Origin of the sequence: Photobacterium sp. GB-56 (genome assembly GCF_003026105.1) — a bacterium.
GTDB lineage: Bacteria > Pseudomonadota > Gammaproteobacteria > Enterobacterales > Vibrionaceae > Photobacterium.
In genome coordinates, this window is the sequence record NZ_PYNW01000013.1 from 78,132 (window position 1) to 104,691 (window position 26,560).

Sequence of the window (26,560 nt, forward strand, 5' to 3'; positions counted from 1 at the left end):
TCATTTGATGGGCGTTTTTCTATGCTAATGTAGAAACAATTCTGTCAGATTACTTGTTCAAGGAAAGCACATGACTGTAGAAAAGAGCGCTTTTTTTCCTAATATTTCTCGTTTTACTTCTCTGGCTGATGCCGCTGATCTTGCTATTCATAAACTTGCCGAACATCACCCTGAAGCGTTAGCGCAATGGCAAGGGCAAGATAGAGAAGAGCTGCGTTCAGTTTTAGGCTTAAGTGATTTTATTTTTTCGTCATTAGTGCAAGATCCTGAATGGCTAACTTGGCTACTGCATCATCGTCAGCATCTTGAATCGATTGATTACCGCCAGTGCTTATCTGAGCAGTTAAATGATGTGAAAGATGAAAACCAATTAATGCATGTGTTAAGGCAATTTCGTCGTCGACAAATGTGCCTTATTGCTTGGCATGACTTTACTAATGTTGTCCCGTTAAAGCAGAGTTTAGAGTCTTTATCGCAGCTTGCTGAAGCGTTGATCATGGAAGCCTACCATTGGTTATATCGTCAATGTTGTGCTGATTGGGGCACACCAATGAACGCAAGCGGTGAAGCTCAACCTATGTTGGTATTAGGAATGGGTAAACTGGGTGGTGGAGAGCTAAACTTTTCTTCTGATATCGATCTTATTTTTACCTATCCAGAAAATGGTGAAACGCAAGGTGGGCGTCGAAGTCTTGCCAATGCGCAGTTCTTTACCCGTCTAGGACAGAAGTTGATTAAAGCGTTAGATCAACAAACTTATGATGGCTTTTGTTATCGCGTTGATATGCGTTTACGTCCTTTTGGCGACAGTGGCCCATTAGTGATGAGCTATGCTGCCCTTGAAGATTATTACCAAGAGCAAGGACGTGATTGGGAACGTTATGCGATGATCAAAGCGCGCGTGATGGGCAAAGAAAGCTTTAGCCAGTATCAAGAATTACGTCAAATGCTACGGCCCTTTGTTTTTCGTCGTTATATCGACTTCAGTGCTGTACAAGCTTTGCGTCGCATGAAAGCGATGATCAGCAGTGAAGTAAGACGTCGAGGACTTAGCAATAATATTAAATTAGGCGCTGGTGGGATCCGAGAGGTTGAATTTATCGCGCAGTCATTTCAGTTGATCCGTGGTGGACGTGAACCGAGTCTGCGAGGACGAGGATTACTGCCCACCTTATCAGCGATGAATGAATTAGGTTTATTGCCATCACAAGATGTGGCTGTGTTACAAGATGGCTATTGTTTCTTGCGCCGTTTAGAGAATTTACTCCAAGCAATCGATGATAAACAAACCCAAACGTTACCAGATAAAGCACTTGATCAAGCACGTTTAGCGTGTGCAATGGGATATGCTGATTGGGCTGCTTTACTGCAAGATGTCGAATCTCATATGTCTGCAATTCACTTGATTTTTGAAGATATCATCGGTGTGGAGGAGCAAGATGATCAAGCAAGTGTTGATGCTCAATATCATGAAATGTGGGCAATGGTGCTCAATTATGAAGTCTTACTCGCGATCCTTGCTGAATTAAATGAGCCAGCATCCATTGAGTTAGCAGAGCACTTAATTGGTTTTAAAGCTGAGCTATCTAAACGTACATTGGGCCCCCGTGGGCGCGAAGTGTTAGCTCGCCTAATGCCCGAAGTATTATCACAGGTTGTGATGCGAGATGATGCGACTCAACTGTTACCGCGTTTAACCAAACTGATCATTCGGATCGCAACACGTACCACTTATCTTGAGCTATTGGTTGAACACCCAGCCGCTTTACAGCAATTGATTCGACTTTGTGCAGCAAGCCCAATGGTTGCCGATCAGCTGGCGTTATATCCACTTTTATTAGATGAATTACTCGATCCACAGCACCTTTATAAGCCGACAGAGCTCACCAGTTATAAAGACGAATTGCGTGAATATCTTGCTCGTATTCCAGAAGAAGATATGGAGCAGCAAATGGAGGCGATTCGACAGTTTAAACAAGTTCAGTTGTTGAAAATTGCAGCGGCTGACATTGCTGGTATTTTACCTGTGATGAAGGTTAGTGATCACTTAACTTATTTAGCTGAAGCGATTGTTGCAGCTGTAGTGAACCAAGCATGGTTACAAATCGCTCAGAAATATGGTGAGCCGAGCCACTTAGTTGAACGACAGGGGAAAGGGTTTGGTGTTGTGGGCTATGGTAAAGTTGGTGGTTGGGAGCTTGGTTATGGCTCTGATCTTGATTTGGTTTTTATGCATGATTGCCCTGATAATGTTTACACCAACGGCCTTAAAGAAATAGATGGCCGTCAATTTTATTTACGTCTAGCGCAACGGATCATTCACCTATTTTCAACTCGAACCGCATCAGGCGTGTTATATGAGGTTGATATGCGGTTACGTCCATCTGGTGCATCAGGGTTATTGGTCAGTACCGTCACCGCGTTTGCTGATTATCAGCAGCAAGAGGCGTGGACATGGGAGCATCAGGCGCTTGTTCGTGCTCGCATGATTTATGGTGACCAACAATTGCAGCATGCCTTTGCCGATGTTCGCCAGCAGATATTATCAATTCCTCGCAAACGAAATGAATTAGCCAAAGCCGTTGTCGAGATGCGCCATAAAATGCGTGATCATTTAGGTAAGAAAAAAGCGGGAATGTTTGGTTTAAAACAAGATAAAGGTGGGATCACCGATATTGAATTTCTCGCCCAATTTCTTGTGTTAGCGAATGCTGCTGAGCAACCTGACGTAACTCGTTGGTCTGATAATATCCGTATATTTTCATCAATGACGCAAGAAGGCATCATTTCTGCTGAGGATGCAAAATTACTCCAGCATGCTTACTGTGAAATGCGTAATGAAACCCATAAGCTTAATTTATTAGGATCAGATGCGTATGTATCTGATAAACAATTTGTTGAGCTACGAGAAAATGTTGAAGCGATCTGGCTGCAAATTTTAGAGCCAATCAATAGTGATGATAATTAACGGAATAACATTGTCCTGATGCATCTTGATTTTAGTTTATGCTAGTATTTGAGCGTTTTCATATTCCCGGAGAAAAAAATGAAACTGACCCTTCCTGATTATAACCAAGCAGGTGTCTTGATTGTTGGTGATGTCATGCTAGACCGTTATTGGACAGGTCCTACAGGGCGAATTTCACCAGAAGCGCCAGTACCTGTTGTTAAGGTTGATCAGATTGAAGAGCGCCCGGGCGGTGCCGCTAACGTTGCAATGAATATTGCAGCATTAGGCGGGCATGCAAAATTGATTGGTTTAACGGGCATTGACGAGCAAGCGAAAGCGCTGACTGAAAAGTTATCTTCACTGAACGTTTATTGTGATTTTGTTTCACTGCCTAACTATCCGACAATTACCAAACTTCGTGTAATGAGTCGTGGGCAACAGTTGATCCGTTTAGACTTTGAAGAAGGTTTTCATAACGTTGATCCCGCACCGATCATTGCGCGCATGAAGCAATCCTTAACGGATGTGAAAGTCGTCATTTTATCTGATTATGCGAAAGGTGTATTAGAGCACGTTCAAGGTATGATCCAATTAGCGCGCGAAGCAAATGTGCCTGTGTTAATTGATCCAAAAGGTTCGGATTTTGAACGTTACCGTGGCGCCACACTGCTTACACCAAACTTATCTGAGTTTGAAGCGGTTGTTGGTAAAGTCACGTCAGACGAAGACTTAGTTGAGAAAGGGTTAGCCCTTATTGAAAAGTTTGATTTTGAAGCCTTGTTAGTCACTCGCTCTGAGCATGGCATGACGTTACTTGAAAAAGGCAGTGAGCCTTTACATATGCCAACGCAAGCGCAAGAAGTGTATGACGTAACAGGTGCTGGTGACACGGTGATCTCAGTGCTTGCCGCTTCATTATCTGCAGGTAAATCGTTATCAGATGCGTGTAAATTAGCCAATGCTGCGGCTGGTGTCGTTGTCGCGAAGTTGGGTACATCAACCTTATCTACTATTGAATTAACAGATGCCATTCATGGTAGTCAAGACAGTGGTTTTGGTGTTATTTCTGAGCCTCAATTAATTCAAGCCGTAAAGTCAGCACGTGCGCGTGGTGAGACGGTAGTTATGACAAATGGTTGTTTTGATATTTTACATGCTGGTCATGTTGCTTATTTAACTGAAGCGGCAAAATTAGGCGATCGTTTAATTGTTGCGGTGAACTCTGATAGCTCAGTTAAAGGTTTAAAAGGCCCTGGTCGTCCAGTCAACCCAGAAGATCGTCGTATGGCGGTATTGGCAGGTCTTGGTGCAGTTGATTGGGTGGTACCGTTTACCGAGGAAACACCACAACGTTTGATCAGTGAAGTGCTTCCGAGCCTTTTGGTGAAAGGTGGCGATTATAAACCTGAAGAAATTGCGGGTGGTAAAGAAGTGGTGGCAGCTGGTGGTCAAGTACTGGTACTTAACTTTGAAGACGGCTGCTCTACATCCAAAATTATTGAAGCGATCCGTGGTGGTCGTGGCTAATAAATTATAGCGACAAAAATCGCAGATAATAAAAAAGCGCCTTTGGGCGCTTTTTTATTTTTGATGATTAAAACTTATTGTTTAATTAAGCCTTTATTTATATCAACAATATCTTGCTCACTCAGGGTACCTACCGCTTGTTTTAGCTGTAGTTGTGCAAGAATATAATTATAACGAGCATTAGCTAATAGGCTATTTGCTGAATAGAGGCTCTTTGTTGAGTCAAGAACATCAACAATAGTACGCGTACCCACATCAAAGCCCGCTTCTGTTGCTTCTAAAGCTGATTTAGCTGAAATAACGAGCTGTTTGTATGCTTTTATTGAACCAGCAGCGGCATGAATGTTGTTGTAATAGTTACGTACATCTTTCACAACTGTGCGGTATTGGCCTTCAAGCTCTTCACTAGAGGCAACATATGCGTATTGCGCTTGTTTTACTTGAGAGCTGATATTACCACCAGAGTAGACTGGAAGGTTTAACTGAATTCCTGCAGTCAAAGAACCTTGATCTGGATCTGGAGTGCCCGGTCCTGACTTATTATATTGATAACCTGAAGTGAACGATAAGGTTGGTAGATGGCCTGATTCTGCAAGTGAAATATTGTCTCTTGCGATATCTTGACCAATTCTTGACGCCAATAATGATAGGTTGTCAGTCTCAGCTGTTTTTACAAACGTATCAGGTGATTGTTGTAATGGCGTTACGGAGAAAGTCTTGGTGTTCAAGGCATCCAGAGAGGTGTACTCACGGCCTGTAATTTCACGCAGTTCTTCGTAGCTATTTGCGACTGCATTTTCTTTTAGAATCACATCAGCTGCAACTTTATCGTATTGTGCTTGGGCGTCATGGACATCCGTAATGGCAGATAGACCCACTTCAAAGCGCTGTTTCATCTGTTCTAGTTGTCGGCCTACAGCTTTCTTTTCGGCCTCACCAAAACTCAGATCGTCTTTGGCTTCTAAAACATTAAAGTAAGCCTGTGCGACACGAAGAATTAAGCCTTGTTGCTCAGCTGAGTATGCAGCATCACTTTGACGGGCTTTTTTTTCTGATACATCTAAACCAATCCAGCTTGAGCGATTATAAATCTCTTGGTCAAGCTGAAGACCGCCAACAAATCCATCTGTATTTTTGTCTTTGGCATCTAAATGGTAAGTATTGTAGCCCGCGCTTAAGTTAATCTGCGGTAGTAACGTACTTCGAGATGAGTTAATTGCTTCAAATGCTGCATCTTTATCTGCTGCAGCTTTTAGAAGTTGTGGATCATTTTGTTTTGCTTGCTGATAAATTTGAGCGAGATCATCAGCAAGAGCTGATTGACTTAGTGAGCCAAATGCAAGGCTGATAACGATTGGAAGCAATTTTTTCATGGATGCCTTTCCTGGTCTTGCTGACAAAATGGGAGCTAAAAATATAATTACAAATTGTAGTTTACCTCAACATGCCTTGCTTGAAACTGATCATTGCAAAAATTTACCTAAATATGATGGTTTATTTTTTATTTATGGTGGTGGAAATTTAAACTCTTATCAATTTGGTTTAAAAAAAAATGTAATATTTATTAATTTTGTTGAAGTTAAACGTTGCTGATAATCTGATTGAATGAAAAGATAGCTAACCTTCTCTGTTTGTTATGATTATCTGTTAATTATTGCGAGCTAGCGCACTTTATTTATACAAGGGAATAATGATGAGCCAAAATGAGAAAAGTCCACTGCAGTTTGGTGTGGATGATGTAAAAGTTGAGGCGAAAGATATTGTCTACAATGGCTTTTTTAAAATGGTGAAATACCGTTTTCGTCATAAACTTTTTGCAGGCGGATGGAGCGATACGGTCAATCGAGAAATGTTTGAACGTGGGCATGCCGCCGCCTTATTACCTTATGATCCAGTCACTGATGAGGTTGTTTTAATTGAACAATTTCGTGTCGGTGCGATGGCGGCTGGCTGTGAGCCTTGGCAGTTAGAAATTGTCGCGGGCATGATTGATCACCAAGGTGAATCTGCAGAAGAGGTCGTTAAACGAGAAGCTGTTGAAGAGGCGGGGCTAACCGTCACTGAACTTCAAAAAGTGACGCGTTATTTATCAAGCTCAGGTGGTTGTTCTGAAATGCTGGATATATTCGTTGGCACTGTTGATAGCACAACAGCGAGTGGTATTCATGGTTTAGCTGAAGAAAGTGAAGATATTCGGGTGCATGTTGTGTCAAGAACACAGGCCTATCAGTGGGTAGAATCTGGTAAAATTGAAAATGCAGCCTCGATTATTGCCTTACAATGGTTACAGCTTCATTATTTACAGTTACAGCAATAGGCCAATAAAAGGTTGTAACTATTTAAAGGATTTTGTCATTGAACTCTCGATACTCTGTCGATTTATCAAGCCTAATGCGCTTGTATGAAACCAATTATGCTAAGTTGCTCCCGTTATTACCTCGTAGTGACGAAGTGGGTGATGAAAGGTTTTATCGAGTGTGTGATGATATATATCGCTTAAAAATAATAGAATCCACACGCTATACTACGATGATTTCTCTAGGGTTAAAGAGTGATCAAGATGTTGTCGATTATTTATCGCCAGCGTTAACAGTAAGGCTTTATCATGATGCTAGAGTCGCAGAAGTGTGTTCCGCTCAACAGATTTCTCGTTTAAAGCCAATATATGATTATCCTAACTTGCGTATGCATCAGAAAGATGAGAAACATCAAGTAAATCGTTTTTTAGGCGATTGGTTAAACCATTGTTTACGCCGTGGGATCAGTAACCAATCTGTTTGTTAACTGTTTTTGATTGATTAAAAGACAAGGTTTTTGACGTTTTGCAGACCTATTCGCTGCCACAGACGAACCCTGATAGTGTGGTTCTTCTTCAAATTACAGACACTCATTTGTTTGCCAATGAATCAGGCGCTCTGCTTGGTGTGGCAACTCAACAGAGCTTTCATGCCGTCCTTAATGCGGTAGATGCTTCTACGCGTAAATTTGATGCAATTGTTGCAACGGGAGATATTTCCCAAGATCACACTCCTGATTCCTACCAACGTTTTGCTGAAGGCATTGCTCGTTGGGAACAACCGTGTTTTTGGTTACCGGGCAATCACGATTACCAACCAACCATGGCATCAATATTACCTTCTGAACAAATTAAAGATAGTGAACAAATATTGGTCGGTGATCATTGGCAAGTTGTCCTACTTGATAGCCAAGTGGCTGGTGTTCCACATGGCGAATTATCTCATCATCAATTAGCACTACTTGATCATGCTTTATCGCTACACCCTGAGCGACATGCGTTGGTATTACTTCATCACCATCCGTTACCCGCGGGGAGCGCATGGCTTGATCAGCATCAGTTACACAATAGTGATGCGCTGTGGCAGGTCATTGATAAACATCCTCAAGTAAAAGCTATTTTATGCGGTCATATTCATCAAGAGTTGGATCGTATTCATCGTGATGTCAGAGTGCTAGCGACACCTTCGACGTGTATTCAATTTCTACCCGATTCTGATGATTTTGCATTAGATCAAGTAACCCCAGGTTGGCGTTATTTAGAATTAACCGCGACAGGGGATATTATTACTCACGTTGAACGTCTTGAAGGTGATGTATTCCAACCAACTTTTGATTCAGCAGGGTATTAATGGCATCACTATTGATTTATTTGCACGGCTTTAATAGCTCGCCACAATCATTAAAAGCGCAGCAAATGGCGCAGTATTGTGCAAACCATCGACCTGATATTAAGGTTGTGATGCCGCAACTACCGAGCTACCCTGAAGAAGCGCAGGTTTATCTTGAACAGTTGATCCTTCGCTGCAAAGACGAGTACAAGATAGGTTTAGTAGGGAGTTCATTAGGTGGGTATTTATGTACTTGGTTAAGTGAACGGTTTGCTTTAGCTGCGGTATTAATTAACCCAGCAGTAAAACCTTATGAGTTGTTAGTTGATTATTTAGGACCCCAGCAGAATCCATATAGTGGCGAAAATTATGTACTTGTTCCCCAGCATATGGCGCAATTGCAGCAACTAGATGTGGCGACATTACATGCTCCACAACGTTTTTGGGTGCTATTGCAAGAAGGTGATGAAGTATTAGATTATCGCCAATCCATAATGAAATATGCTGAATCAAAATTGACCGTTGAACCTAATGGGGATCATAGTTTTGTCAATTTTGAACGATTTCCTGCATCAATTATCCAATTCTTAGAATTATAACTGGTAGAATGCTGCCATGTTTAGCATTCGCGAGTGACTCTGTGTCGCGATATGTTTTCTGATATTACTTATATTTCTATGACATGTTCTATCTGATGTTCTTGTAAATAACATCATTACTCACAGTCATGAGCCTTCATGTGTCCCAGAACTTGACATATAGCGCTGGGTTACTGACTATTATTTTCAAAACTTTCCCGTAAATTTCCGTGATATGACAGATCAAAGCTATAACGCTGGAGCCATTGAGGTTCTTAATGGCCTTGAGCCAGTACGCCGCCGTCCCGGTATGTATACCGATACGGCTCGACCTAACCACTTAGGTCAAGAAGTTATCGATAACAGTGTCGATGAAGCATTGGCTGGACATGCCCGTAAAGTTGAAGTGATCCTTCATGCCGATCAATCATTAGAGGTGGTTGATGATGGTCGTGGTATGCCTGTTGATATTCACCCCGAAGAAGGTGTATCAGGGGTTGAACTTATTTTATGTAAGCTTCACGCCGGTGGTAAGTTTTCTGGTAAAAACTACCAATTTTCAGGTGGTTTACACGGGGTAGGTATCTCGGTTGTAAACGCCCTTTCTAAGCGTGTTGAAGTTACGGTAAAACGTGATGGTCAAGTGTATCAAATTGCCTTTGAAAATGGCGATAAGGTCTCAGAGCTTGAGGTGATAGGCACTTGTGGCCGTCGCGCAAAAGGCACACGAGTTCACTTTTGGCCAGATCCAAAATATTTCGACAGTGCCAAGTTCTCAGTTTCCCGCCTGAAGAGCAATCTAAAAGCTAAAGCAGTGTTATGCCCTGGTTTAGAAATTGTATTCACCAATAAAATCACTGATGAAACGATTCGTTGGTGCTATGAAGATGGCTTAAAAGACTACCTTGCTGAAGGTGTAAAAGGGTATACATTACTGCCAGAAGAACCATTTACTGGTGTGTTCAGTTCGCAAACAGAAGCCGCTGATTGGGCGCTGTTATGGCTACCTGAAGGTGGTGAATTGATCACTGAAAGTTATGTTAACTTGATCCCAACAGCGCAAGGGGGGACTCACGTTAATGGTCTGCGTCAGGGCTTGTTAGATGCGATGCGTGAATTCTGTGAATTCCGTAATCTTCTGCCACGAGGCGTGAAATTAACGGCTGATGATATTTGGGATCGTTGTGCGTATGTCTTGTCGGTAAAAATCCAAGATCCACAATTTGCCGGTCAAACCAAAGAACGTTTATCGTCACGTCAATGTGCGGCGTTTGTTTCTGGTGTGGTAAAAGATGCCTTTAGCTTATGGCTTAATGAGCGTCCACAACTGGCAGAGCAATTAGCAGAAGTCTGTATTGCAAATGCGCACCGTCGTATGCGTGCAAGCAAAAAAGTGGTACGTAAGAAAATTGCATCAGGCCCAGCACTGCCTGGTAAGTTAGCGGACTGTTCACAACAAGATCTTAATCGCACTGAATTATTCCTTGTCGAGGGTGACTCGGCGGGCGGCTCGGCGAAACAAGCTCGTGATCGTATGTTCCAAGCGATCATGCCACTTCGCGGTAAAATTTTAAATACGTGGGAAGTGTCTGCCGATCAAGTCCTTGCCTCTCAAGAAGTCCATGATATTTCGGTCGCACTTGGTATTGATCCAGATAGTGATGATTTAAGTGGGCTTCGTTACGGTAAGATCTGCGTCCTTGCGGATGCGGACTCCGATGGTCTTCACATTGCTACCTTGTTGTGTGCGTTATTTATGAAGCACTTTGAAACCTTAGTACGTGCCGGACATGTATTTATTGCAATGCCTCCTTTGTACCGTATCGATTTGGGTAAAGAAGTGTACTACGCCCTCGATGAAGCTGAGAAAAACAGTATTCTTGATCGCCTAAAAGGTAAGCGTGGCAAGGTTAATGTTCAGCGATTCAAAGGTCTGGGTGAGATGAACCCATTGCAATTGCGTGAAACGACCATGGATCCGAATACTCGCCGTTTAGTGCAGTTAACGATTGATGACGACAGTGAAACCAACGAAATGATGGACATGCTACTTGGTAAGAAGCGTGCTGAAGATCGTCGTCACTGGTTGCAAAGCAAAGGCGATATGGCTGAAGTGTGATCAGCTTTTTACTCTATTTCATCTGCTAGTAATAACTGGCAGATAAGCAAAATTAAAGACGGATTATCTAACGATGACTGATGTCTCAATGGATGGCGTTGAACAGCTTCCTCTTAGGAAGTTTACTGAAGACGCTTATTTAAATTACTCCATGTATGTAATCATGGATCGTGCTTTACCGTTTATCGGTGATGGTCTTAAACCTGTACAGCGACGTATTATTTATGCGATGTCTGAGCTGGGTTTAAGTGCAACGGCAAAATATAAAAAATCAGCCCGTACTGTGGGTGATGTATTAGGTAAATATCACCCTCATGGTGATTCTGCCTGTTATGAAGCCATGGTATTAATGGCACAGCCTTTCTCTTACCGTTATCCGTTAGTAGACGGTCAAGGTAACTGGGGTGCGCCAGATGATCCAAAGTCGTTTGCTGCGATGCGTTATACCGAATCACGTTTATCACGTTTTTCTGAAGTATTGCTGTCTGAGTTAGGCCAAGGTACCGCAGATTGGGTACCGAACTTTGACGGTACAATGCAAGAACCTAAGATGTTACCAGCACGTCTGCCGCATATTTTGCTTAATGGTGTAACGGGTATTGCTGTTGGTATGGCAACTGATATTCCACCGCACAATGCGCGTGAAGTTGCCAATGCAGCAGTACACATGATTGAAAATCCAAAGGCAGATCTTGATGCGCTAATGGAGTTTGTTCAAGGCCCTGATTACCCAACTGAAGCGGAAATCATTACCTCTAAAGCTGACTTAAAGAAAGTCTATAAGAGTGGCCGAGGCAGTATTAGAATGCGCGCGGTTTGGCACAAAGAAAACGGTGATATTGTTATTACCGCATTGCCACACCAAACGTCAGGTGCAAAACTGCTTGAGCAAATCGCTAGCCAAATGCGTGCGAAGAAATTGCCAATGGTTGAGGATTTACGTGACGAATCCGATCACGAAAACCCAACTCGCATTGTGATTGTGCCACGCTCTAACCGTATTGATTGCGAGCAGTTGATGAATCACTTGTTTGCTTCAACGGATCTTGAAAAGAGCTTCCGTGCGAACTTGAACATGTTGGGTCTAGATGGTCGTCCACAAGTTAAAGGTTTAGTGGAGATTATTGCTGAATGGCTGGAATATCGCCGTACAACAGTACGTCGTCGTTTACAGTACCGTTTAGATAAAGTGAATGCGCGCTTACATATTTTAGAAGGTTTACTGGCCGCTTACCTTAACATTGATGAAGTGATTGAGATCATCCGTAATGAGGAAGATCCAAAAGCAGAATTCATGTCACGTTTTGGTTTATCAGCGATTCAAGCAGACGCAATTTTAGAAATTAAACTGCGTCAGTTAGCCAAGCTTGAAGAAATTAAGATCCGTGCAGAGCAAGACGAATTAGCCAAAGAGCGTGAGCAACTAGAAAAGTTACTTGGCTCTGAGCGTCGTTTAAACACTTTAATTAAGAAAGAAATTCTCGCTGATGCTGAGAAGTACGGTGATGATCGCCGCTCACCATTAGTTGAACGTGAAGAAGCGAAAGCATTAACTGAACGTGACTTGATCCCAAGTGAGGCGATCACAGTCGTACTATCAGAGAAAGGCTGGATCCGTCATGCTAAAGGGCATGAGGTAGATCCGAGCACGCTAAACTATAAGTCGGGTGACAGTTACCTTGCACATGCTCGCGGTAAGAGTAATCAGCCTGCGATTTTCTTAGGCTCTGATGGACGTAGCTATGCGTTAGAATCACATAGCTTGCCATCTGCGCGTAGCCAAGGTGAACCTATCACGGGGCGTTTAAATTTAACCCCAGGCACAAATATGCGCCAAGTGTTAATGGCAGAAGACGATCAAATTTGGTTAATGGCATCGGATGCAGGTTACGGATTTATCTGTAAAAGCACAGATATGGTATCGAAAAATAAGAGCGGTAAAGCCTTATTAACGGTACCTGAAAATGCTGCTGTGCTGCCGCCACAGCCTGTTGCTGATATTGAGAATGATCAGATATTAGCCATTACCAATGAAGGTCGAATGTTACTGTTCCCAATTAAAGATTTACCGCAACTGGGGAAAGGTAAGGGTAACAAGATCATCAACATTCCATCTGCACGTTCAAAAGCGCGTGAAGAATTCTTATCCTACTTAACGGTAATTAGTGCAGATACCCATGTCACTCTTTATGCGGGTAAACGTAAGCTAGGATTGAAACCGTCGGATCTCGATAATTTCCGTGGTGAGCGTGGACGTCGAGGAGCGATGTTACCTCGAGGCTTACAGCGAGTAACACGGATGGAGATTGATTCACCAAACGAGCAATCTTCTGATGTTCCATCGGAATAGTTATTTCTGATGCGCTATTCAAAGCCCTCAAGTTGAGGGCTTTTTTGATCTAAGTTGTGCATATCGTTTCTATTGATAAGCGAATAACAAGTGAGTAAAGAATACACATAAAACGTGTATTTTCTCTTGCTGTGAGTATACTAGCGAACGCTTGTACGCTGAGGAGAGCTAGAATGATTTTTGTTTTGCGGATATTTGCTATCGCAATTTTTGCTATCGTGACGTTTATTTTTGGTTGCGGATACTGTTTATTAAGTCCACGTAACCCTAAACACGTTTATACCTTTGGACGTTTGTTTAGCAAAATGTCACGTGTACTCGGGATCAAATTAGAGTTCCGATACGCAGAAGGAGCTGAAAAAGTAGGCTCTGCTATCTATATTGCGAACCACCAGAATAATTATGATCTTTTTACGGTTTCTGGTGCAATCATGCCTCGTACCGTTACCGTGGGTAAAAAAAGCTTAGTATGGTTACCGTTATTTGGTCAGCTATACTGGATCACGGGTAACATCTTAATTGATCGTGCAAACCGCAGTAAAGCGGTGGGCACCATAGGTCAAGTCGTCGATAAAATTAAACAAAACAAAGTGTCAGTGTGGATGTTCCCTGAGGGGACTCGCTCTCGTGGTCGTGGTTTATTGCCGTTTAAAACTGGTGCTTTCCATGCTGCAATTGGCGCGAACGTTCCTGTTGTACCGATTGTGTGTAGTTCAACTGATCATGTTAGGTTAAATCGTTGGGATAACGGTGTCGTGATCGTAGAAGTAATGAAGCCGATTTCAACTGATGGCTTAACAAAAGAAGATGTTCGCAGCCTCTCTAGCCGTTGTCATGATGTTATGGCTGAAAAATTAGCAGAACTTAATGCAGAAGCGAGTGAGCGAGGTAAACGCTAATTTATTTGTCTCGTAAGTATTAATATACAAGGACATGTTTATCACATGTCCTTGTTTTATTTTAACCCCTGAATATCAGGGGGTAATTTATAACAGTAGTAAAGAGTGATGACTGAAGAATATGTAGTCTTGGTTGATAGCCAAGGTGAATTTCAAGGCTTACAAGAGAAAATGGCAGCGCATAAACAAGGTGCTTTGCATTTGGCTTTTTCGGTTTTGTTGTATCGAAATACCACGTCTGGTCGTGAATACTTACTTCATCAACGCGCGTTGCACAAATATCATAGTGGTGGGTTGTGGACTAACACGTGTTGTTCACACCCTCGCCAATATGAGTCGATAGAGCAAGCAGGGATACGACGATTAGCTGAAGAAATGGGGATCACGCAAGTGACTTCATTATCTGATATTGGTCACTTCTGTTATTACGCAGAGCTTGATAACCAATTATTTGAGCATGAGCTCGATCATGTGCTGGTGGCTGATGCTGGCGAGATAGAGGTTGTTCCTAACGCTGATGAAGTGATGGATTATCGCTGGTGGTCTGAAGAGACGATTAAACAAACGCTAAAGACTCAGCCTGAGTTATTTACGGCATGGTTTAGTCAAGTGTTTGCTTTTGCCACTAAGTAATTAGTGTTGTTTTATGAATAAAAAAGCTGCCAACGAGATCCCGTTAGCAGCTTTTTTTATGGCAAATTAAGATGCAATGAAACGTTTATTAGCAACGATTATTTACGAACAGCAATCGCTTCGATTTCAATTTTTACATCTTTTGGTAAACGTGCAACTTCAACACAAGAGCGTGCTGGGTAAGGTGCGTTATGCTCATCAAAGAAGTTACCATACACTTCGTTAACGGCAGCGAAGTCATTTAGATCTTTAACAAAAACAGTCATCTTAACAATGTCAGAAACCTGAAGACCTGAAGATTCCACTACCGCCTTTACATTGTCTAAAGATTGGCGAGCTTGCGCTGCAATTGCTTCCGGTACTTCACCTGTTGCAGGGTTTACAGGGATTTGACCGGAAGTTAGCACCATATTACCAAGATCAACACCTTGTACGTATGGACCGATTGCTGCAGGAGCTTGCTCTGTATGAAGAACCTTAGTCATTGTTTACCCTTACTTATATTTTTTTGATTGTTATAGCGTAAGTGACACGTCACGCTATCTGATTGATGGTGTTATGGGGGCTAAGTCAGGAAGATTCAAGCTGATTAGAACGTTTTTATATCATCCCAAGACTTAGACAAACGGCTTGTTCACAATCACGGATCCGATCAATATTGCGAGGTGCAACCATAATAGTGTCATTGCCAGCTATGGTGCCTAAAATTTCTTGATGGGGATTAAGGTCAATAATTCTAGCGATGAGTTGTGCAGAACCCGGATGGGTTTTTACTACAATCACTAATTTATTATGAGTAACAAATTCAATTTGTGAAGCGATCTCAGAATCAGTATATGTGGGATTGGTGGTTTCAGTAACACAATACACCCGTTTACCATAGACATTTGGTGCTTTTACTATTTTGAGTTTAGTGAGAAGACGTGAAACGGTAGATTGGCTGATATCATCAAATCCCTCTTTAATTAGCGCGTCGCGAATATGATCTTGAGTAGAAAAATGGTGCATTTGTAATAATTGTTTACAAACGGCTGTCATGTTTTTTTCGCAATAATGACTGATGATCCCGTGTGGTGATTCATGTCCATTCATGGACAGCTCCTTGTCGCTTTTTTATGCATTTTATTTGTTCGATATCGCAATAATAATCACTTTTTGTGATATTTAATGCAAATATGATAACAGGGAATAATCAGAAGAAACTTGATGGTTATCACTAAATAATACCTAGCTGGTATTTTGTGTTATTTTGTGGCTGAGATTTAATGAATAAAGCCCGCTATGAAGCTAACGGGCTGTTTATAACAAAGTTATGCATTGCACTCTGTCACGATTTCGCGAGAGAAAACTTTTTCGCAGTATTTACATTTAAGTTGAATGTCTGCTTTTTTAGTCAGTACCTTAAAGCCACTATTTACCGGCTCACCGTGTGAAATACAGTTAGTATTTGGGCACTTAAATACCGCACTAATAAAGTCAGGTAATGATAAGTTAAGTTTCTTTACTACTTCATAATTTTCAATTTGGTTAACGGTTGCTTTCGGGGCATAGAGTGCGAGTTGGTTAGCTTGATCTTCATTGATAAAGACGTTTTCGATCTTGATCAGATCTTTGGCACCAAGTGCTGACGAAGGCAGATTCAAACCAATTGTCACTCGTTGGTTCGAGTTATCCATACTAAAGAGCTTAAGTACCTTGATACCCACATGCGCAGGAATATGGTCGATAACAGTGCCGTTTTTGATTGCTTCAACTTTTAGTTGGGTTTCTTTAGACATGATCATCGCTCCTGCTTATAAGGTTTCGTTAAGAACTAGGGCTAATAGCGCCTGACGTGCGTAAACACCATTTTCTGCTTGCTGGAAGAAGTAAGCATGTTTAGTTTTATCAACATCAACGGTAATTTCATCGACACGTGGCAGTGGATGCAGCACTTTTAAGTTGTCTCTTGCCCCTTCTAGCATCTTCGCCGTTAAGATATAAGCCGCTTTCATGTGGGCGTATTCTGATTCATCAAAACGCTCTTTTTGTACTCGCGTCATGTAAAGGATATCAAGCTCAGGGATCACATCTTCCATATCGCTGTGCAAGCTGTAAGCGATACCTGCATCATCTAATTCTTCACAAATATAGTCAGGCATTGCGAGTACTTCCGGGGCGATAAAGAAGAACTTCACGTTATCAAATTTAGATAATGCTTGGGTTAACGAGTGCACCGTACGACCGTATTTCAAGTCACCAACAAAGGCGATATTAATGTTATCTAACGTGCCTTGGGTTTCGTAAATGGTGAACAGATCTAACAGGGTCTGCGTTGGGTGTTGGTTTGCCCCATCCCCACCATTGATCACAGGAATACCGTTAGAAAATTCAGATGCCAGACGAGCAGCGCCTTCTTGAGGGTGACGCATAACGAAAGCGTCAACGTATGAAGTAATCACTTGAACGGAATCAGACAGAGTTTCGCCTTTATTTGCTAGAGACGTATTGCCAGCGCTATCAAACCCCACCACAGTCCCGCCTAAACGTTGAATAGCCGTTTCAAATGAGAGTCGGGTACGGGTTGATGGTTCAAAGAAGCAACTTGCAATCACTTTGTTTTTTAGCAGTTCAGGATTAGGATCAGCTTTCAATTGTCCTGCGGTTTGGATAATTAATTCAAGCTCTGCGCGACTAAGCTCTGGGATGGAAATAATATGCTTTTTAAACAGCGAATTAGCCATGGTTTCTTTCCCTCAAAATAAAATAAATAACGCTCAATACGGCATTCACCGTGATCCTTGCCGATTTACAGACAAAAAAAAGCCTCCTTAATAAAAGGAGGCTTTTTTTATAAAAATAGAAACACGAACCTGCGTTAAAAAGCGGTGACGATAATTCTGTAGTGGAGTTATTGTCAGGTTCATCTCTTAGCTCGTGTTCGACAAATTGGCAAGAATTATACCGTCATTTTTAAGTGACGCAAGCGTTTGCGAAAACTATCAATAGGCATTTATTAATGCCCCAGTGTGGCCACCATGACCGCTTTAATAGTGTGCATACGATTCTCTGCTTCATCAAAAACAATTGAATGTTTGGATTCAATGACCTCATCGGTGACTTCAACGCCTTGGGCCAGTTCAGGATATTCTTGCGCAAGCTCCTTACCAATTGTGGTGTCTTCACCATGAAAAGCGGGTAAGCAATGCATAAATTTCACATGTGGATTCCCTGTTGCTTTTAGTAAGTCCATATTGACTTGATAAGGGAGCATTAACTGAATACGCTCAGCCCATGCTTGTTTTGCTTCGCCCATTGAAACCCATACATCGGTATACAAAAAGTCACATCCTTGAACGCCTTCTTGCACATTTTCTGTGAGAGTGATTTTCGCGCCTGTTTCTAATGCAATTTCACGACACTGTGCCACTAACTCGTCTTCAGGCCAGAACGCTTTGGGCGCAACGAGACGAATATCCATCCCCATTTTCGCCGCCCCAACGAGCAATGAATTTCCCATGTTATTACGTGCATCACCTAAATAAGCAAAGGTGATTTCATTGAGTTGCTTGCCACGGCCATGTTCTTGCATCGTTAGAAAATCAGCTAAGATTTGAGTTGGATGGAATTCATCGGTTAACCCATTCCAAACAGGTACTCCAGCGTATTGCCCCAACTCTTCAACAATGGCTTGACCAAAGCCGCGGTATTCAATGCCATCATACATACGACCCAATACGCGCGCGGTGTCTTTCATTGATTCTTTGTGGCCGATTTGTGAGCCTGATGGGCCAAGATATGTCACTTTTGCACCTTGATCAAAAGCTGCCACTTCAAATGCACAACGAGTACGGGTCGATGCTTTTTCAAAGATGAGAGCAATATTTTTTCCGCTTAAGCGTGGCTGCTCGTAACCATTGTATTTGGCTTTTTTTAACTCAGCAGATAAATCGAGAAGATGTTGAATTTCTCGTGGAGTAAAATCTAATAATTTAAGGAAGTTACGGTTACGAAGATTAAAAGCCATGATAGTTCCCTCTTTCATTTTATAATGTTTCTAACCGAATACCCCTTGTTGTGACGAGGTTGCTAGATATTCGTTATTGTTACTTTATGTTTATCTTATTATTACTGCATTGTGAATAGCTGTGCGCTTATTATGCAAGATTATTTGGTTTCCTTGGTTTTTCCGACAGTAATAAGAATGTTGAATATGAACGCTAAAACTCAAGGCAATACTAATTATCGGTGCTTCTCACTAACAGGTGGTAATTGATGGCAAACCATGCGATATTTGCCAGCAAATTGATTCCACAGTCGGAGTGAACCCATGTCTTATGCAGAACTGATCGAAGAGCAAAAAGAAGAAACACGCGAAATTATTGCCGCGTTACTTGAAGATGGCAGTGAGCCAGATGCTCTTTATACGATTGAGCACCACTTTTCAGCGGATACGTTTGAAGAGTTAGAAGGTGCTGCTGTAGAAGCCTTTAAACTTGGTTTTGAAGTTTTAGAAGCAGAAGAACTTGAACTAGCGCCAGAAGATGGCGGCGGTAAAGTTGTTTGTTTCGATGCTGTAATGGAATCAGCACTGAACGCTGAGTTGATTGACGAACAAGCTGAGAAGTTGATCAAACTTGCTGAAAAACACAATATCGATTACGACGGTTGGGGCACTTACTTCGAGTCTGGTGAAGACGACGATGAAGAGTACGACGACGAAGAATAATCGTTAAAATAGACGAATAATAAAAAAGCCGGCATATTTGCTGGCTTTTTCGCCTTTTAGCTGTGGGGACTCGCACTTTTTATTCTGCTTAATGATCAAAGTTTAATAATGATCACAGTGCGTTATTGAAAAACTGCGTAGATATACCTTTTTTATTATCAAGCTTACTGAGTGTACTCAGTGCTGGAGTTATGATGACAATTTCGCTTAATGGTCAATGGCAATTAACCTGTGTTCAGCGAGCGGCTTTACAAGATCTGCATATTGATTTACCAGGTGATGTTCATTCTGCGCTTTTTGCTGCAGGTGAGATCCCTGATCCTTACTGGGCTACCAATGAAAAGAAAGTCCAATGGGTTGGGGAGTGTGATTGGATCGTAAGTCGACAGTTCGACTTAACCGAAGCGCAGTTAGCCTGTAATGCGATGGATTTAGTGATGGATCACCTTGATACCGTGGCTGAAATTCGTTTAAACGGCCACACCGTGGCTGATTTCAATAATATGTTTATGCGTCACAAAGTAGATGTATTAAGTTGTCTGCAAGTAGGCTGCAACAGAATTGAAATCGTATTACACCGTGCTGATCTTGCAGCTAAAAAGCGTGCTGATAAATTGCCATTTCCAGTGCCATGGGCAGAAGGTAATAACCAGATCCCTCATATGAATACCTTGCGTAAAACCCAATGTCATGCGGGTTGGGACTGGGGTATTTGTTTATCTGTATTAGGGGTATATGGCGATATTGAATTACAGCCAATTGAGCATATTCGAATCAGTCATGTGAGTACGAAACAAAAGTGGCTAGATCAAGAGTGCGAATTATCTGTCACGCTCAATTATGAAGTGGTATCAGAGAAAGGATTAGCAAACGCAGCTGTCACGTTTAACGATCAAACCTTCCACTTGACGCTTGATCGTGACGCAACGAAAACATCTGTCTTGTTCCGTATTGCAGAGCCTCGTCGTTGGTGGCCCGCTGGGTATGGTAAACCACGTTTATATGATCTTAAAATTGAAGCTGACGGCAGTTATATCAATAAGAAGATTGGTCTGCGCAAGCTTGAGTTGATCACTGAAGATGATGAACTTGGCCAAAGTATGGTCTTTAAAGTTAATGATGTTGAGATCTCGGCATTAGGTGCCAATTGGATTCCGATGGATGCGATGCCTTCACGCATGACGGATCAACGCTATCGTTCTTTGCTTGAAGATGCGTTAGCTGCCAATATGAACATGCTACGTGTTTGGGGCGGAGGCATGTATGAAAAAGATATCTTCTATGAGTTATGTGATGAATTAGGGATCATGGTATGGCAAGATTTGATGTTTGCTTGTGCGCTGTACCCTTCAACACCTGATTTTGTAGCAGAAGTAAAACAGGAAGTTGAATACCAAGTCCGCCGTCTAAAAGATCATGCAAGCCTAGCCTTATGGTGTGGTGACAATGAAGTGATAGGTGCGATTAGTTGGTATCCTGAATCCCGTCAAAACCGAGAAAAATATCTTGTTAACTATGATCGTTTAAACCGAGCATTAGCAGAAGTAGTTGAAAAAGAAGATCCTTCTCGTCGTTTTTGGGCGAGTTCGCCGTGTAATGGTGAGTTAGATTTTGGCGATGCGTGGCACGATGATAAACGTGGCGACATGCATTTTTGGGATGTATGGCATTCAGGTAAAGATTTTGAAGCCTACCAAACCGTTACGCCACGTTTTTGCTCAGAGTTTGGTTTCCAATCATGGCCGTCACTGCCGACAGTGAAGACGTTTGCTCCTGAGCAAGATTGGAATATCACGTCACCAAGTTTTGAATGTCATCAGAAAAATAGCCGTGGTAACTCGATTATCACTGAAATGTTTACCCGTTATTTCCGTTTCCCTAATGGTTTCGTCAATATGTTGTACCTATCGCAAGTACAACAAGCGATGGCGATTAAAACGGCAGCAGAATATTGGCGTGCACATAAGCCGACAAACCGTGGCATTTTATTCTGGCAATTGAATGATTGCTGGCCAGTAAGCTCATGGTCTTCGCTAGAATATAGTGGTCGTTGGAAACAGTTGCACTATCATACTCGACGTTTCTTTGCGCCACAGATGGCGACCTTTATTCGCGATGAGCAAGGGGTAAAACTTCACTTAATTAATGATGGTCGCAATAGTGCTGAGTTAAAAGGTGAAGTGGTATGGCAGAGTTGGGAAGGTGAGATTTTATATCGTGAACCTATTTCAGAGTTCCTTGATCCTGATTGCACTAAAGTGGTGTGGGAATGGTTAAACGAGGATCTTGATGGTCACGAGACTGAAGGCTTCTTCCATGTGCATTTACGTAACGGCGATAAACTAATTGAAAACACATGGTTCCCAGCTAAACCTAAAGAATGTGAATTAGAAGATCCTGATTTACGTTTTGAAGTTGCTGAAATGAACGGTGAAATATCAGTGATGCTGAGTAGCAGCAAACCTGCTTTCTATGTTCATTTGGAATTTGAAGGGGAAGGTCGGTTTGAAGATTCAAGCTTCACGCTCGTCCCTGAGCACCAACGCCAAGTGAAATACATTGGCTCAGCCAGTTACGATGAAGTTGTGCAAGGCTTACGTGTTTACCATTTAAAGCAAAGCTATTAATACAGTATATCGTTTAAAAAAGCCTGCTGAGAGAGTCTCTGAGCAGGCTTTTTATTATCAATTAATATGTTAGAAGGTTTTAAGCATGTGAATTTCACAAGCGTTGTGCCCTGTATTACCAAGCGCAGTTGGAATATCGACAAAACCTAAAGATTGATAGAGTTTCACCGCTTCTTTTAATACCTCTGTGGTTTCTAAATAGCATCCTTTAAAGCCATTTTCTCGGGCAAACTTTAATGCTTTAACGGTTAATACCCGTGCGAGTCCCTTACTTCTGAGCTCTGGTAAGAAGAAGACTTTTTGCAGTTCACTCCACTGCGCATCTCCTGTTAATGGCGCTATACCGCCACAGCCTAAAATACGATTGTTTTTTTCTATTACCCAATAACGGCTTTTCGGTAATTGGTAATGCTGGCAGAGATCATCAAGATGAGGATCCGCAACGCTAAAGCCTCTATCTGGGGTTAATCCATATTCTGCTGAAACACGACGAATGAGTGCAGCAACGGCGGCATTATCCAAAGGTGTGATTTCTCTTAGCACGTACCCCTGTTGATGCTCTGTGATTGTCAAAGCTTTATGATAACGGCGTAAACTTGTTTCTAACTGCTCTATTTCATCTTGATCCAGCTGATCTAAAATCGTTTGGGTATCTTGATCAAGCTGATGGTGAAGAGCGGTGAGTGTTTGAATACCCTTAGGTGTTAACTGGGAGAGTTGGCTACGTTTATCGCTAGGGTTGGCAATTGAATGGATCAATCCTTGATTGAGTAACATGGCTAAATTACGGCTGGCATTGGATTTATCGACCCGTAAACGCTCTGCCATTTGATTAACCGTACAAGGTCCTTGCTCGAGCTCAATCAAAGTATGGGCTTGTACAGGGGTAAGGGCGAGTTGGCCGCACTGACTATTTAGCATGCCGAGTTGACGGACTAATTGACGAGAAAGTTGGCGAAGTTGTTGGGGCAGCATGATCCGTCCTTGAATTTAATTGCATTACGCAATTAAAATAGTTGCAGCCTGCAACAATGTCAATCTGTTTAATCTATCTTGGTGTTTATCAGTGCTGACAAGCCATTGTATCTAACCAAGTGTGTTGATGTGTTTCTGCTTGGTTGTGATCTTTACGCTGCCATACACGCTCATGGAAATAGTAAGCCATGGTATTAATTGCAGGTTCGATCATTGCCATTAGGCTACCAATCAGTATGTCACCTGTAAGAAGGTACACAACACTAAATGCGACACTGAAGTGCACAATAGCAAAGCTTACTGTTTTTCGACTTGGCGTATTAAAGTGTGATTGTTTGAGTGTTTTGCTTTGCCACACTTTTTCATGGAAATAAAAAGCAACGGTATTAACCATCGGCTCAATCATTGCAATTAAACTACCAATAATGATATCGCCGGTAAGAAGGTAAGCCACGCTAAAAGCGACAGTAAAATGGATGGCGGCAAAACTGATTGTCTTTTTCATAAGGTGATCCTCAATTCGATGAGGTCATTATCATTGAACATTATTAAGAACTAAATTTGTTATTTTTTATATTACTAATAGGTAAAAGCTATTGTTTGAAAAGAGATGCCAGATTTGAGATATAAAAAAACCGACAGTATGTGACTGTCGGTTTTTATTAATCAAGAATGATTGGTGAGATTATAGCGCAGCAATCGTTGCTTTTTGCTCAATAAGCTTCACTAATGTTTCTTCATAACCGGCTAGCTTTTCACGCTCTTTAGTGATCACGATTTCAGGCGCTTTAGCAACGAAGCCTTCGTTACTTAGCTTGCCAGAAGTACGTTTGATTTCGCCTTCCATTTTCGCGATTTCTTTGTCTAAACGTGCAAGCTCTGCATCTTTATCAATCAAGCCCGCCATAGGGATCATCAATTCAGATTTGCCTACAAGTGCAGTCGCACAAGCTGGTGTTGCTTCACCGTCAGCCAATACTTTTACTTCTTCTAGTTTTGCTAGAGATTTCAGTACCGTCAGGTTTGCTTCAACACGTGCAGTATCAGCGGCATCAGCCACTTTTAGCATTACTGATAATGGCTTACTTGGCGCGATATCGTATTCTGCACGGAGGTTACGAATACTCGTGATAAATGCTTTAACAAACTCAATGTCAGTGATTGCTGCTTGGTCAAATTGCGCTTCATCAAACTGAGGCAATGCCTGAGTCATGATGGTTTCACCTTCAACACCGTCAACAAGTGGCTTAACGCTCTGCCAGATTGATTCAGTGATGTAAGGAAGAACAGGATGCGCAAGACGCAGTGTCTTCTCTAGCACTGTGATTAGAGTATGACGCGTTGCACGTTGCTGTGCTTCTGTACCTTTCCATAGAACAGGTTTAGTTAGCTCTAGGTACCAGTCACAGAATTGGTTCCAGATGAACTCGTAAAGTACACCAGCAGCCATATCTAAACGGAAGTTATCAATGTGTGCATTGAACTCTTTTGCCGCTAGCTGGAATTGTGATTCAATCCACTTGTCTGCTAGTGAGTAGTCAAGCTCGCTACCTGCTGCGAAACCGCAATCTTGATCTTCTGTGTTCATTAGTACGTAACGACTTGCGTTCCATAGCTTATTACAGAAGTTACGGTAACCTTCAAGACGTTTCATGTCCCAGTTGATGTCACGGCCCGTTGAAGCCATAGCAGCAAGAGTGAAACGTAGGGCATCAGTACCGTAAGGTTCGATGCCGTTCTCAAATGTTTTACGTGTCGCTTTTTCGATCTTCGCTGCAAGTTGTGGCTGCATCATATTGCCACAACGCTTCTCTACTAGCGACTCAAGATCAATACCGTCGATCATGTCGATAGGGTCGATAACGTTACCCTTAGATTTCGACATTTTATCGCCGTTTTCGTCACGGATAAGACCCGTTACGTAAACGGTTTTAAATGGTACTTGTGGCTTGCCGTCTTCATCTTTACAGAAGTGCATGGTCATCATGATCATACGCGCAACCCAGAAGAAGATAATATCAAAACCTGTTACCAACACATCAGAGGGGTGGAAGGTTTGAAGATCAGCGGTGTTTTCTGGCCAGCCTTGCGTGCCGAATGTCCATAGTGCTGAAGAGAACCATGTATCAAGTACATCATCGTCTTGGCGTAATACGACAACCGGTGCTAGGTTATGTTTTTCACGTACTTCAGCTTCGTTACGACCAACGTAAACATTACCGTCGTTGTCGTACCAAGCAGGAATACGGTGACCCCACCATAGCTGACGTGAAATACACCAGTCTTGAATGTCACGCATCCAAGCGAAGTACATGTTTTCGTACTGCTTAGGTACGAATTGAATATCACCGTTTTCAACCGCTTCAACAGCAGGTTTTGCTAGCGGAGCTGCACGAACGTACCATTGGTCAGTTAGCATTGGTTCAATAACCACGCCACCACGGTCACCGTAAGGGATCGTTAGGTCGTGATCTTTGATTTCTTCTAGTAGACCTAGTTCATCAAATTCAGCAACAATCGCTTTACGTGCAGCAAAACGTTCCATGCCATGGTATTTCTCTGGCAGCGCTGTGCTGTATGCATCACTTGGCTCGCCATTGGTTGTGAATACTTCAGCAGCATCACGAATATCAGCATTGAACGTTAGGATGTTGATCATAGGTAGGCTATGACGTTTACCTACTTCGTAGTCATTGAAATCATGTGCAGGTGTGATTTTCACACAGCCGGTGCCTTTTTCCATGTCTGCGTGCTCATCACCTACGATAGGGATGCGACGGCCAACGATTGGAAGGATGATTTCTTTACCGATCAGATCTTTGTAACGTGGATCTTCAGGGTTAACGGCAACACCAGTATCGCCCAGCATAGTTTCAGGACGTGTAGTTGCAACAACGATGTAGTCTTTTCCTTCCGCTGTTTGTACGCCATCAGCTAATGGGTAACGGAAGTGCCACATGTGGCCTTTTTTATCTTTGTTTTCAACTTCTAGATCTGAGATCGCAGTGTGTAGTTTAGGATCCCAGTTAACTAGACGCTTACCGCGGTAAAGAAGATCTTCTTGGTATAGACGAACGAAAACTTCTTGAACGGCATTTGATAGACCATCATCCATCGTGAAGCGCTCACGATCCCAGTCTACTGATGCGCCAAGGCGACGAAGCTGCTTAGTGATTGTGCCACCAGATTCGCCTTTCCATTCCCAGATCTTATCGATGAAAGCATCACGACCGTAATCGTGCTTTGTTTTGCCTTCTTCAGCAGCAATCTTACGTTCCACAACCATTTGGGTAGCAATACCTGCGTGGTCAGTACCAACCTGCCATAAGGTGTTTTTGCCTTTCATACGCTCACAACGGATCAGGGTATCCATAATGGTATCCTGGAACGCGTGGCCCATGTGTAGGCTACCTGTGACGTTTGGTGGTGGGATCATAATGCTGTAAGCATCTTTAGATGTATCACCATGAGGCTTGAAGTAACCAGCCTCTTCCCAGCGCTGATATAGCGCTTGTTCAATTGATTGTGGGTTGTATGTCTTTTCCATAGCGCTCTTAGAAGGATTCTA

22 protein-coding genes are annotated in these 26,560 nt (G+C 42.3%); 13 read left to right on the forward strand and 9 right to left on the reverse strand.

Features of this window, described 5'->3' with window-relative positions:
• The first annotated feature begins 70 nt into the window (after positions 1-70).
• Positions 71-2,968 carry a bifunctional [glutamate--ammonia ligase]-adenylyl-L-tyrosine phosphorylase/[glutamate--ammonia-ligase] adenylyltransferase gene (gene glnE / locus C9J42_RS16270; RefSeq protein ID WP_107207661.1) on the forward strand — a complete coding sequence of 966 codons (2,898 nt, stop codon included), beginning with the start codon at positions 71-73 and terminating at the stop codon, positions 2,966-2,968.
• A gap of 78 nt (positions 2,969-3,046) precedes the next feature.
• Entirely contained in the window at positions 3,047-4,477 is a 1,431-nt protein-coding gene (gene hldE, locus C9J42_RS16275) for a bifunctional D-glycero-beta-D-manno-heptose-7-phosphate kinase/D-glycero-beta-D-manno-heptose 1-phosphate adenylyltransferase HldE (RefSeq protein WP_107302163.1), read from the forward strand.
• A gap of 74 nt (positions 4,478-4,551) precedes the next feature.
• Here hldE and tolC read toward each other — a convergent pair whose 3' ends face one another.
• Complete coding sequence (gene tolC, locus C9J42_RS16280; RefSeq protein ID WP_107207662.1) at positions 4,552-5,850, reverse strand: outer membrane channel protein TolC; 1,299 nt, start codon at positions 5,848-5,850, stop codon at positions 4,552-4,554.
• Here tolC and C9J42_RS16285 point away from each other — a divergent pair.
• From C9J42_RS16285 to idi, 9 genes are all read left to right on the forward strand, one after another.
• Positions 5,849-6,070 carry a hypothetical protein gene (locus C9J42_RS16285; RefSeq protein ID WP_107207663.1) on the forward strand — a complete coding sequence of 74 codons (222 nt, stop codon included), beginning with the start codon at positions 5,849-5,851 and terminating at the stop codon, positions 6,068-6,070. The two genes, tolC and C9J42_RS16285, sit on opposite strands and share 2 nt — an antisense overlap.
• A gap of 100 nt (positions 6,071-6,170) precedes the next feature.
• A complete protein-coding gene (gene nudF, locus C9J42_RS16290) occupies positions 6,171-6,794 on the forward strand; it encodes an ADP-ribose diphosphatase (protein ID WP_107207664.1) in 624 nt (207 codons plus the stop codon).
• A gap of 38 nt (positions 6,795-6,832) precedes the next feature.
• Positions 6,833-7,261 (forward strand): DUF1249 family protein, encoded by a 429-nt coding sequence (locus C9J42_RS16295; protein ID WP_107207665.1) that lies wholly within the window; start codon positions 6,833-6,835, stop codon positions 7,259-7,261.
• A gap of 38 nt (positions 7,262-7,299) precedes the next feature.
• Positions 7,300-8,124, forward strand: a complete 825-nt coding sequence (cpdA, locus tag C9J42_RS16300; protein ID WP_107207666.1) for a 3',5'-cyclic-AMP phosphodiesterase — start codon at positions 7,300-7,302, stop codon at positions 8,122-8,124.
• Positions 8,124-8,702: an esterase YqiA gene (yqiA, locus tag C9J42_RS16305; protein WP_107247475.1), complete on the forward strand. Its 579-nt coding sequence runs from the start codon at positions 8,124-8,126 to the stop codon at positions 8,700-8,702. The genes cpdA and yqiA overlap by 1 nt, the downstream gene beginning before the upstream one ends.
• A gap of 214 nt (positions 8,703-8,916) precedes the next feature.
• A complete protein-coding gene (parE, locus tag C9J42_RS16310) occupies positions 8,917-10,800 on the forward strand; it encodes a DNA topoisomerase IV subunit B (RefSeq protein WP_105059453.1) in 1,884 nt (627 codons plus the stop codon).
• A gap of 73 nt (positions 10,801-10,873) precedes the next feature.
• On the forward strand, positions 10,874-13,150 hold the full coding sequence (gene parC / locus C9J42_RS16315) for a DNA topoisomerase IV subunit A (protein ID WP_107207668.1): 2,277 nt from the start codon (positions 10,874-10,876) through the stop codon (positions 13,148-13,150).
• Between the two features lie 173 nt (positions 13,151-13,323).
• Positions 13,324-14,049 (forward strand): 1-acylglycerol-3-phosphate O-acyltransferase, encoded by a 726-nt coding sequence (locus C9J42_RS16320; RefSeq protein WP_107302164.1) that lies wholly within the window; start codon positions 13,324-13,326, stop codon positions 14,047-14,049.
• Between the two features lie 108 nt (positions 14,050-14,157).
• Positions 14,158-14,682: an isopentenyl-diphosphate Delta-isomerase gene (gene idi, locus C9J42_RS16325; protein ID WP_107207670.1), complete on the forward strand. Its 525-nt coding sequence runs from the start codon at positions 14,158-14,160 to the stop codon at positions 14,680-14,682.
• Between the two features lie 98 nt (positions 14,683-14,780).
• Here idi and C9J42_RS16330 read toward each other — a convergent pair whose 3' ends face one another.
• From C9J42_RS16330 to C9J42_RS16350, 5 genes are all read right to left on the reverse strand, one after another.
• The gene (locus C9J42_RS16330) at positions 14,781-15,167 is read right to left on the reverse strand and encodes a RidA family protein (RefSeq protein ID WP_107207671.1); all 387 of its coding nucleotides are present in this window, start codon (positions 15,165-15,167) and stop codon (positions 14,781-14,783) included.
• Positions 15,168-15,282: 115 nt separating this feature from the next.
• Complete coding sequence (locus C9J42_RS16335; protein ID WP_107207672.1) at positions 15,283-15,774, reverse strand: arginine repressor; 492 nt, start codon at positions 15,772-15,774, stop codon at positions 15,283-15,285.
• A gap of 218 nt (positions 15,775-15,992) precedes the next feature.
• Positions 15,993-16,460, reverse strand: coding sequence for an aspartate carbamoyltransferase regulatory subunit (gene pyrI, locus C9J42_RS16340; protein ID WP_107207673.1), 468 nt, complete (start codon positions 16,458-16,460; stop codon positions 15,993-15,995).
• Between the two features lie 15 nt (positions 16,461-16,475).
• Positions 16,476-17,405, reverse strand: coding sequence for an aspartate carbamoyltransferase (gene pyrB / locus C9J42_RS16345; RefSeq protein WP_107260904.1), 930 nt, complete (start codon positions 17,403-17,405; stop codon positions 16,476-16,478).
• Between the two features lie 272 nt (positions 17,406-17,677).
• Positions 17,678-18,688 (reverse strand): ornithine carbamoyltransferase, encoded by a 1,011-nt coding sequence (locus C9J42_RS16350; RefSeq protein WP_107247471.1) that lies wholly within the window; start codon positions 18,686-18,688, stop codon positions 17,678-17,680.
• 303 nt (positions 18,689-18,991) lie between these two features.
• Between C9J42_RS16350 and rraB the strand changes: the two genes are divergently transcribed.
• Together rraB and C9J42_RS16360 are read left to right on the forward strand one after the other, a co-directional pair.
• Positions 18,992-19,390 carry a ribonuclease E inhibitor RraB gene (rraB, locus tag C9J42_RS16355; protein WP_107247470.1) on the forward strand — a complete coding sequence of 133 codons (399 nt, stop codon included), beginning with the start codon at positions 18,992-18,994 and terminating at the stop codon, positions 19,388-19,390.
• 194 nt (positions 19,391-19,584) lie between these two features.
• Entirely contained in the window at positions 19,585-22,017 is a 2,433-nt protein-coding gene (locus C9J42_RS16360; RefSeq protein WP_107247469.1) for a glycoside hydrolase family 2 protein, read from the forward strand.
• Positions 22,018-22,086: 69 nt separating this feature from the next.
• On the opposite strand, the gene C9J42_RS16365 is transcribed toward C9J42_RS16360, so the two are convergent.
• From C9J42_RS16365 to C9J42_RS16375, 3 genes are all read right to left on the reverse strand, one after another.
• Positions 22,087-22,992, reverse strand: a complete 906-nt coding sequence (locus tag C9J42_RS16365; protein ID WP_107302165.1) for a helix-turn-helix domain-containing GNAT family N-acetyltransferase — start codon at positions 22,990-22,992, stop codon at positions 22,087-22,089.
• Positions 22,993-23,080: 88 nt separating this feature from the next.
• A complete protein-coding gene (locus tag C9J42_RS16370) occupies positions 23,081-23,497 on the reverse strand; it encodes a DUF2061 domain-containing protein (protein WP_107247467.1) in 417 nt (138 codons plus the stop codon).
• A 180-nt stretch (positions 23,498-23,677) separates the two neighbouring features.
• Entirely contained in the window at positions 23,678-26,539 is a 2,862-nt protein-coding gene (locus C9J42_RS16375; protein ID WP_107247466.1) for a valine--tRNA ligase, read from the reverse strand.
• Positions 26,540-26,560 lie beyond the last annotated feature (21 nt).